General features: G+C 53.1%; 8 protein-coding genes. 6 read left to right on the top strand and 2 right to left on the bottom strand.

All coding sequences use genetic code 11. The features are described 5' to 3' along the window. On the bottom strand, window positions 1-381 hold a 381-nt coding region (locus KQJ18_RS19555; protein WP_216422539.1), incomplete at its 3' end, for an IgaA/UmoB family intracellular growth attenuator. Between the two features lie 322 nt (window positions 382-703). Between KQJ18_RS19555 and nudE the strand changes: the two genes are divergently transcribed. Further along, window positions 704-1,264, top strand: a complete 561-nt coding sequence (nudE, locus tag KQJ18_RS19550; protein ID WP_085049007.1) for an ADP compounds hydrolase NudE — start codon at window positions 704-706, stop codon at window positions 1,262-1,264. Window positions 1,265-1,319: 55 nt separating this feature from the next. Here the strand turns inward: nudE and mrcA are convergent, their stop codons facing one another. After that, window positions 1,320-3,872, bottom strand: a complete 2,553-nt coding sequence (gene mrcA / locus KQJ18_RS19545; protein WP_199952805.1) for a peptidoglycan glycosyltransferase/peptidoglycan DD-transpeptidase MrcA — start codon at window positions 3,870-3,872, stop codon at window positions 1,320-1,322. Between the two features lie 120 nt (window positions 3,873-3,992). Between mrcA and KQJ18_RS19540 the strand changes: the two genes are divergently transcribed. Genes KQJ18_RS19540 through hofQ form a run of 5 tightly spaced genes read left to right on the top strand, consistent with a single transcriptional unit; the run spans window position 3,993 to window position 7,303 of the window. Further along, a complete protein-coding gene (locus tag KQJ18_RS19540) occupies window positions 3,993-4,772 on the top strand; it encodes a DNA utilization protein HofM (protein WP_216422537.1) in 780 nt (259 codons plus the stop codon). Continuing rightward, complete coding sequence (locus KQJ18_RS19535) at window positions 4,772-5,311, top strand: PilN domain-containing protein (RefSeq protein WP_150345506.1); 540 nt, start codon at window positions 4,772-4,774, stop codon at window positions 5,309-5,311. The genes KQJ18_RS19540 and KQJ18_RS19535 overlap by 1 nt, the downstream gene beginning before the upstream one ends. Next, window positions 5,295-5,750, top strand: a complete 456-nt coding sequence (locus tag KQJ18_RS19530; protein WP_087856292.1) for a hypothetical protein — start codon at window positions 5,295-5,297, stop codon at window positions 5,748-5,750. Before KQJ18_RS19535 ends, KQJ18_RS19530 begins: the two co-directional genes overlap by 17 nt. Then, window positions 5,740-6,153 carry a HofP DNA utilization family protein gene (locus tag KQJ18_RS19525; RefSeq protein WP_121529641.1) on the top strand — a complete coding sequence of 138 codons (414 nt, stop codon included), beginning with the start codon at window positions 5,740-5,742 and terminating at the stop codon, window positions 6,151-6,153. Before KQJ18_RS19530 ends, KQJ18_RS19525 begins: the two co-directional genes overlap by 11 nt. Next, complete coding sequence (hofQ, locus tag KQJ18_RS19520; protein WP_170973221.1) at window positions 6,068-7,303, top strand: DNA uptake porin HofQ; 1,236 nt, start codon at window positions 6,068-6,070, stop codon at window positions 7,301-7,303. The genes KQJ18_RS19525 and hofQ overlap by 86 nt, the downstream gene beginning before the upstream one ends. Window positions 7,304-7,508: the final 205 nt, after the last annotated feature.

Below are 7,508 nucleotides of genomic sequence, written 5' to 3'. Positions count from 1 at the left end.
GATGTATTGTTCCCAAAAAGGCGGCAAATGCACCTCAACGGAATCAAGATAATAGCGCCATTTGTTAGGATCGTCGGTGGTAATACCGTAACGTGTAATCGCGTGCGTAAGTACAATAACGCTGTTACTTTGGGCATTCAGTGTTAACGATACTGGCGCAGAACTGGCGCCAGTTGGACCAGGTACTTGCTGAATTTGACTCAGGTTTTCGAGATAGTTTTCGACAGCGCTGCGTTCTTCAGGCGTAAGCTTACGCTTAGAGGCGTCTGAAAAGACGTTGCTCAAAGGTAAATTTTTCCGTCTGGATTTCGTTCTGAGTCGCCACCCTGCAAGCAATGAGCAGGCCAGCAAAGCAGCTAAAAAAATCAGAATGGTGCTCATGCTTTCCCCATCTTACTTAGTCTGTCAGGCGTGGTCAGTCGCACCCTGTTCAATATTCGTGATTCTTTAGTTGGCTATCGGCAAGTGTGGAGTTGAACTTGAGCATCTTAAAGCGCAGCCCAGTAAATGCGAATCATAGCAAAATCACTAAAAATGGAATATCAGCAAATTCCTGGAGTTATTTCAACCTATTGACTTTTAATTTGAAATAGGGATTAACTTTTAGTACGTTACATAAATGTAAATAAACGGCAATTCACGTTGCCGAAACCGTGCGGTATATCGCACAATGACCCCAGATTTCACAGCAAAGACCCTCACAATGAGCAAATCATTACAAAAACCCACGATTTTGAAAGTGGAAACCGTCGCCCAATCCCGGCTGTTTAAGGTCGAAAGCGTGGACCTTGAGTTCAGCAACGGCGTACGCCGCGTTTATGAACGTATGCGGCCCTCCACGCGTGAAGCGGTAATGATTGTGCCGATTGTGGATGACCATCTGATCCTTATCCGCGAATACGCGGTCGGGACCGAGTCCTACGAACTGGGTTTTTCCAAAGGATTAATCGATCCCGGTGAAAGCGTATTTGAGGCGGCGAATCGGGAACTGAAAGAAGAGGTGGGATTTGGCGCGAAAGATCTGACGTTTTTGAAGAAACTCAGCATGGCGCCGTCTTATTTCTCCAGCAAAATGAACATTGTGGTGGCAGAGGATCTTTATCCTGAATCGCTGGAAGGGGATGAACCTGAGCCATTACCGCAGGTACGCTGGCCGCTCGCGCATATAATGGATTTGCTGGAAGACCCTGATTTCCACGAAGCGCGTAATGTGAGTGCATTGTTCCTCGTACGTGAATGGCTGAAAGGGCAGGGACGGCTTTAATATCTATCCCACTAATACGCAAACAATAAAAAAGGCGCCGAAGCGCCTTTTTTGATCAGAACAGTTCGTGTGTCTCACCATTATCGATAATGGTTGTCCCCACCTCGTGTACCGCCTGTTGCGTTGGCTGAGTACCTTCAATGAAATACTCTTCGCGGCTGTTACCGCCGCTCGCCAGTTGACCGGTACTGCGATCGATATTGACCGTCACGATACCCGGCGGCGGCGTCAGCGGCTGCTCGGGCACACCTTCCAGCACGGATTTCATGTAAGCATCCCACGCAGGCTGCGCGCTCTTCGCGCCGCCTTCATAGCCGGAGATTTGATCTTTGATCGCCCCGGAAGCAGTCGTGTGACCCAGATTGCGGCGATGATCGTCAAAGCCGATCCATACTGATGTCACTACGCCTGGTCCGTAACCGGAGAACCACGCATCTTTAGAACTGTTGGTAGTCCCGGTTTTTCCGCCGATATCGTGACGTTTCAGGTCGCGGCCCGCACGCCAGCCGGTCCCCATCCAGCCTGGTTCCCCAAAGATATTGGTGTTCAGCGCGCTTTTAATCAGGAACGCCAGCGGCGTGTTGATTACGTGCGGAGCGTACTCCTGCGTTCCACTCTGCGCGACCAACGCCTGGTTGGCCTGCTCAAGCTGTGGCATAGGCACGGCGGCATTCTGCTGCTCCTGCGAGACGGCGACATCTTCTACATTACTGTTTTCCAGCACGTTAGATTTCTGGGTATCGCCATAAATCACCGGAATATCACAATCCGGGCAGGCAATTTTTGGCTTCGCTTCGAAGATAACGCCACCCATATCGCTTTCGATCTTACTGATGAAATACGGATCGACGAGGAAGCCGCCGTTCGCCATCACCGCGTAACCGCGCGCCACCTGCATTGGCGTGAATGAGGCGGAACCCAGCGCCAGTGATTCGGTGTGCACAATGTTCTGTGCCGGGAAGCCGAAACGTTGCAGATACTCTGCTGCGTAATCCACGCCCATAGCACGCATGGCGCGTACCATCACCACGTTTTTCGACTGGCCCAGCCCCTGACGTAAACGGATAGGACCAGCATACTGCGGCGGTGAGTTCTTCGGCTGCCAGTCGGAACCGGCACCGGCATCCCAGCGGGAGATCGGCACATCGTTGAGCATGCTCGCCAGCGTCAGACCTTTATCCATTGCGGCGGTATAGAGGAATGGTTTGATGTTGGAACCTACCTGGCGTAGCGCCTGGGTCGCACGGTTAAACTTGCTCTGGTTGAAGTCAAAACCCCCTACCAGCGCCAACACCGCGCCGTTTTGCGGATTAATAGAAACCAATGCGGAGTTAACATCCGGCACTTGCGCCAGCCACCAGGCATCGCCAACCTGGCGTACCCAGATTTGCTGCCCGGTCTGTACCACATCTGTCACTTTACGCGGCGTCGGACCTTGCTGAGTATCCGAGCGGTAAGGACGCGCCCAGCGCATGCCATCCATCCGTAATGAAACTGATGTGCCATCCGCCAGCGCGGCAATGGCTTCCTGCGGATTGGCGCTGGTGACAACCGCCGGCAGCAGTGGTCCATATGTTGGCAGCGCTTTCAGCGTATCGGTGATTTTCTTGCTGTCCCAACTGCTTTCGCCCACTTTCCACAGCACGTTTGACGGGCCGCGGTAGCCGTGGCGCATGTCGTAATCCATCACGTTGTTACGTACTGCCTGCTGGGCCGCCTGCTGCACTTTGCGCGTAATGGTGGTGGTGATGCGATACCCGTCTTCATAGGCTTTCTCGCCATAGCGGTTATACATCTCCTGGCGCACCATCTCAGACAGATACGGCGCAGAGAAGGCGATTTCCGGCGCGTGATAGTTGGCGTCAATGGCCTCGCCGCGCGCCTGATCGTACTGGGCCTGCGTAATGTAATTTTCACTCAGCATACGCGACAGCACGACGTTACGTCGCGCGGTGGCCCGATCCATCGAATAGAGGGGGTTGAAGGTTGACGGCGCTTTTGGCAGACCGGCAATCACCGCAATCTCACTTAAGCTGAGCTGATCGACCGTCTTGCCGAAATAGACCTGCGCGGCCGCCCCCACGCCATAGGCGCGATATCCCAGGTAGATCTTGTTCAGATACAGCTCGAGGATTTCATCTTTACTCAGCAGTTGTTCAATGCGGATCGCCAGGAAAACTTCTTTGATCTTACGCATCAGCGTACGTTCCGGACTCAGGAAGAAGTTTCTCGCCAACTGTTGGGTAATGGTACTCGCCCCTTGTGAGGCGTGACCGGAGAACAATGCGACGCTGGCTGCACGGAAGATCCCCACCGGGTCGACCCCGTGGTGCTCATAAAAGCGGCTGTCTTCTGTGGCGATAAAAGCTTTGACCATCACTGGCGGCATCTGATCCAGCGTGACCGGGATTCGACGTTTCTCGCCATATTGCGCGATCAGCTCGCCGTCAGCGCTGTAAACCTGCATCGGGATCTGTAAACGCACATCTTTGAGCGTCGCGACGTCAGGTAATTGCGGCTCAATATAGCGATAGAGGCCATAAATCGAGCCTGCTCCCAGCAGGATGCAACATACTGCAAGGATTAATAAATACTTTACGAACTTCACTGGAGATTTCCCATTTAGTGGCATTTGGGCAGTTTATAAACAAACGCGCGGTAGTATAAAGGCAAGCCAGACGCATTGATATACCCGTTAAAGCAACGGGTGATACGGAGATCATCAGCAATGGCTTTTAATATCTGGAAAATTGGTCTGCATATTCAGCAACATGAAGCGCTGGCTGTCGCTGTCGTTCGCGACGCGACCGGTTGGTTTCTACAGCGCTGGTGGCGTATGCCGTTGGCACCTCAGGTTATCGTTGATGGTCACATTCGCGAGCCAGAACAGCTTGTCGCAACGCTACTGCCGTGGAGCCGTGAGCTTCCTCGCCGACATCATATTTATCTCTCCTTTCCCGCCAACAGGACGTTACAAAAAAAGTTTCCTCGTCCGGCAATGACCTTGCGAGAGCCAGAGCAAACTGCATGGTTGTCCGGTTTGATGGCTCGTGAACTGGATATGTCGCAGGATGCGCTGCATTTTGATTATAGCGAAGACACGTTGAGCCCGGCGTTTAACGTCACTGCCGCGCAAAGCAAAGAGATTTCAACGCTGCTGACGTTAATACAAGCGCTGAAAGTACAGGTTAAAGCGATTACGCCGGACGCTAGCGCCTTGCAACGATTTATTCCTTATTTACCCGAACATCAACAGTGTCTGGTATGGCGTGATGAGACCCAGTGGCTATGGGCGACCCGCTCGTCATGGGGGCGAAAATTGACGGGCGATATTGGCCGTCTCGACGAACTTGCCGCAACGTTATCTCTTTCCCCGACAGCTATTGCGCTATGCGACCCCAGCGGATTCGATCCTTTAAACGTCGTGTCCGTTCGCCAGCCGCCAATTCCACCACACAGCCACCGCTTTACCATTGCATTAGGACTGGCCATGGGAGGAACGTATTGATGATATCGACCATCAATCTTCTGCCCTGGCGTCAGACTCGGCGGTATACCTGTTTGCGTTTCTGGGCCGTCTTCTTTAGCGCTGCTCTACTGCTGAGCATTGGCGTGACGTTAGTCTATAACAGCGTTTTTAGCGTGGAAAACCGGGTCGCACTCCTGCTGGTAGAGGCTGAAAATAAGCGCATAGCGGCGCTGATGGCGCTAAAGCCTCGCTTGCAGCAGCGCCTGCAACAATGGCAACAGGTACAAGCGCGAAACAAACAGCGTGACCAGACCCAAAGCTGGCAACAGATTCTGCAACAACTGGCGGAATTACTCCCGGAACAGGCGTGGTTAACCAAAATGACCTGGCAGCAAGGGACGCTGGAACTGACGGGAAATGCGCTGAACTTTGCCGCCCTTAAGGCGCTGGAAACGCAATTACGCCAGCAGCCGTTGTTTACGCTAAATCGTTCTGGCGAAACGCAGCAGGATGCCCAAGGGCGTTGGCAATTCTACTATCGTCTGACGCGGAGTGACACGCATGATAACGCTCTGTGATGCCTGGCTCGCGCAGTCGCTGCGCTTTCGTGTTATGTGCGCATGCGGCTGGATTTTAGGGTTGCTTATGATGGTAGCGCTATGTCTTTACCCCGCCGCCAGGCTGCGGGGTATGCAACAAGAGGCGCTAAACCAGCAACGTGCTGCCATTCAGACGCAATGGCGAAACCTGTATCTGCTGGCGTCATCGTCAGGAGAGGCTGAAGAGACGTTTATTCCATTCTCTCCGTTGCTGTTTCAGACGCCCCTTATACGTCTTGTCCACTGGCAACCCACCATTAAGGGCGGGGAGATGACGCTGAGGCCTGCGTGGGAGGCTATCCCGCCGGTGTTTGTCCAACTGGCGGAACAAGGGATGAGCGTCAGCCGGTTTTCTCTCAGTGTAGAAGGCGCTGAACTGCTGTTAACGCTACAACTGGAACATCTGAATGACGGTTGAACGCTGGCTGTTGGCATGCATCAGTGTGCTGATCCTGACCGGTATGCGTAATCCCTTCTTACCGCCGGAAGACCCTTGCCAGACAGCTGAGTGGTCGACGTGGCGTTATCAGGGGATGGTGAGCGTGGGTGAGCGACCGATCGGCATCGTGCAGGATGGGCAGCACAAATGGCGGCGAGTTGAGCGAAATGACGTCCTGAAAAACGGCTGGACGATTTCGCAGATAACGGCTGAAAGCTTAACTCTCAACACAGAGAAAAGCTGCGAGCCTGCTCAATGGCAGTGGCAACGACAGGGAGCGGTAAATGAAGCGATGGATGAGATGGATAGCCATGATGCTGCTGGTCGCGGCGTCCAGCGGGCAGGCGGGAAAACCGCAAAACGTAACGCTGGTGGTGGATGATGTGCCTGTTGTGCAGGTTTTGCAGGCCCTGGCGGAACAAGAAAAGAAAAACCTGGTGGTTTCACCGGATGTCGGCGGGGTGCTGTCACTGCATCTGACAGATGTGCCCTGGAAGCAGGCGTTGCAAACGGTCGTGAAAAGCGCCGGATTAGTGCTACGCCAGGAGGGCAACATTCTGCATGTGCATTCCATGCAATGGCAGAGTGAAAATGCGGCCCGCCAGGAAAATGAGCAGGCACGAATGCAGGCCAGCCTGCCTCTGGAACATCGCAGCATCATTTTGCAATACGCTGACGCCGCCGAATTGGCAAAAGCCGGAGAGAAGTTGCTGAGCGCTAAAGGCAGCATGACGGTTGATAAACGAACCAACCGCTTACTGCTGCGTGATAATAGCGTTGTGCTTAACGCGCTGGAAAAGTGGGTGGCGCAAATGGATTTACCCGTTGAACAGGTGGAACTGGCGGCGCATATCGTCACGATTAATGAAAAAAGTTTGCGCGAGCTGGGGGTTAAATGGTCGCTGGCCGACGCGCAACAACCGGGGGCAGTGGGGAATGTCACTACGCTTGCCAGCGATCTTTCGGTGCCCGCAGCAACATCCCGTGTGGGATTTAATATTGGTCGTATTAACGGTCGGTTACTGGAACTGGAGCTGTCGGCACTGGAGCAAAAACAGCAGCTTGATATCATCGCCAGTCCGCGATTACTGGCTTCTCACCTGCAACCTGCCAGTATTAAGCAGGGCAGCGAGATCCCGTATCAGGTCTCCAGCGGAGAAAGCGGGGCGACATCCGTCGAGTTTAAAGAAGCGGTACTGGGGATGGAGGTTACGCCCACTGTTTTGCAGAAAGGGCGAATCAGGCTGAAACTGCATATCAGCCAGAATGTCCCCGGGCAGGTGCTACAACAAGCTGATGGTGAAGTTCTGGCTATCGATAAGCAGGAAATTGAAACGCAGGTTGAGGTAAAAAGCGGAGAGACGATTGCGTTGGGCGGCATTTTTTCACATAAAAATAAATCTGCGGCTGACAGCGTGCCGTTGTTAGGCGACATCCCCTGGCTTGGCTCTCTTTTTCGTCACGATGGAAAAGAAGATGAGCGTCGTGAGTTAGTGGTCTTTATTACGCCCAGACTAGTGTCAACGGAATAACTTATGCATGAAAAACCGTTGTTTTTGCACTGAACACGTTTCAGGGATTTGACGTGGGGGTGTATTTAGCATACAAGGAGTACCGATTTGAGCGTCGGTACTTTTCTTTACTTATGCGGCAATGAATACGCTTTGCCTTTCTGGTGGTGTGTCATAGGCTTATTTTGCCGTCATTGGACTACGCGATACGTCGCCATGTCTGATG

Origin of the sequence: Citrobacter sp. S55_ASV_140 (assembly GCF_018919505.1) — a bacterium.
Lineage (GTDB): Bacteria > Pseudomonadota > Gammaproteobacteria > Enterobacterales > Enterobacteriaceae > Citrobacter > Citrobacter werkmanii.
Note: the sequence above shows the minus strand (reverse complement) of the source record. Positions and strands in the feature narration are given on the sequence as shown.

Coding starts and splice junctions, on each gene's coding strand:
- nudE (WP_085049007.1), top strand. CDS start 704: ATGAGCAAATCATTACAAAAACCCACGATTTTGAAAGTGGAAACCGTC.
- KQJ18_RS19540 (WP_216422537.1), top strand. CDS start 3,993: ATGGCTTTTAATATCTGGAAAATTGGTCTGCATATTCAGCAACATGAA.
- KQJ18_RS19535 (WP_150345506.1), top strand. CDS start 4,772: ATGATATCGACCATCAATCTTCTGCCCTGGCGTCAGACTCGGCGGTAT.
- KQJ18_RS19530 (WP_087856292.1), top strand. CDS start 5,295: ATGATAACGCTCTGTGATGCCTGGCTCGCGCAGTCGCTGCGCTTTCGT.
- KQJ18_RS19525 (WP_121529641.1), top strand. CDS start 5,740: ATGACGGTTGAACGCTGGCTGTTGGCATGCATCAGTGTGCTGATCCTG.
- hofQ (WP_170973221.1), top strand. CDS start 6,068: ATGAGATGGATAGCCATGATGCTGCTGGTCGCGGCGTCCAGCGGGCAG.